This is a genomic window from Zhongshania aliphaticivorans (assembly GCF_902705875.1).
Classification (GTDB): Bacteria; Pseudomonadota; Gammaproteobacteria; order Pseudomonadales; family Spongiibacteraceae; genus Spongiibacter; species Spongiibacter aliphaticivorans_A.
In genome coordinates this window covers 1-1,092 of sequence record NZ_CACSIK010000007.1, presented here as the reverse complement: position 1 = coordinate 1,092, position 1,092 = coordinate 1, and the positions used below count along the sequence as shown (strand labels likewise).

Here is a 1,092-nt window from a genome sequence, read left to right as displayed (position 1 = left end):
TATAATACCGTCCCATCCACAATGGCTCTACAACGTTAACGGGGGATAGCATCCATCAAACCCTGTTTATAATACCGTCCCATCCACAATGGCTCTACAACGTTAACGGGGGATAGCATCCATCAAACCCTGTTTATAATACCGTCCCATCCACAATGGCTCTACAACGTTAACGGGGGATAGCATCCATCAAACCCTGTTTATAATACCGTCCCATCCACAATGGCTCTACAACGTTAACGGGGGATAGCATCCATCAAACCCTGTTTATAATACCGTCCCATCCACAATGGCTCTACAACGTTAACGGGGGATAGCATCCATCAAACCCTGTTTATAATACCGTCCCATCCACAATGGCTCTACAACGTTAACGGGGGATAGCATCCATCAAACCCTGTTTATAATACCGTCCCATCCACAATGGCTCTACAACGTTAACGGGGGATAGCATCCATCAAACCCTGTTTATAATACCGTCCCATCCACAATGGCTCTACAACGTTAACGGGGGATAGCATCCATCAAACCCTGTTTATAATACCGTCCCATCCACAATGGGCCAGCACTCGTAATCGATAATTTTCAAAGTTTCTAAAACCATACGCTCGCCGTGACATCATTTCCATCTTGTTGTGGAAGCCTTCGGTAATCCCATTACTTTTACTGAAACGCCACATGGCCACTATCGGCTGTAACCATGATCGCAATGTTCTAGCCAGGGTATGTAGTGGGCTGGCTCCTAACTCTTCAATCAAGGCCATAAACGCCGGCAATTTAGCTTTCGCTCTTTTCCTTGTCAGTGTCTTGAGCAGTACAAATCGGATGAGCCGTTGTTTGGCAACATACAGCGCCTGTAGCACTGGGTAAGTCGCCAGATAGTTCATGAGATTCGCATGCTGTTCATCACTCAAATTCCACTGATGCCGACGCATAAGGCTGATCAAGCCTCGGTTCTTTCTTCCTTCTGGATCGTGCTGTTGCCAGACTTTTAGAAAGTGCTGGTTAATCAGCCTCACCACATGAAACCGGTCTGCCACGATGGTGGCGTTGGGGAAGTAGCGACGTGCAATACTGCGATAGGTTTCCGAC

General features: G+C 47.2%; 1 protein-coding gene. It reads right to left on the bottom strand.

What is annotated here, in order from left to right; all coding sequences use genetic code 11:
- Nucleotides 1-524: 524 nt before the first annotated feature.
- Nucleotides 525-1,092: transposase (locus AELLOGFF_RS18040; RefSeq protein WP_200842779.1), on the bottom strand; the 568-nt coding region annotated here is incomplete at its 5' end.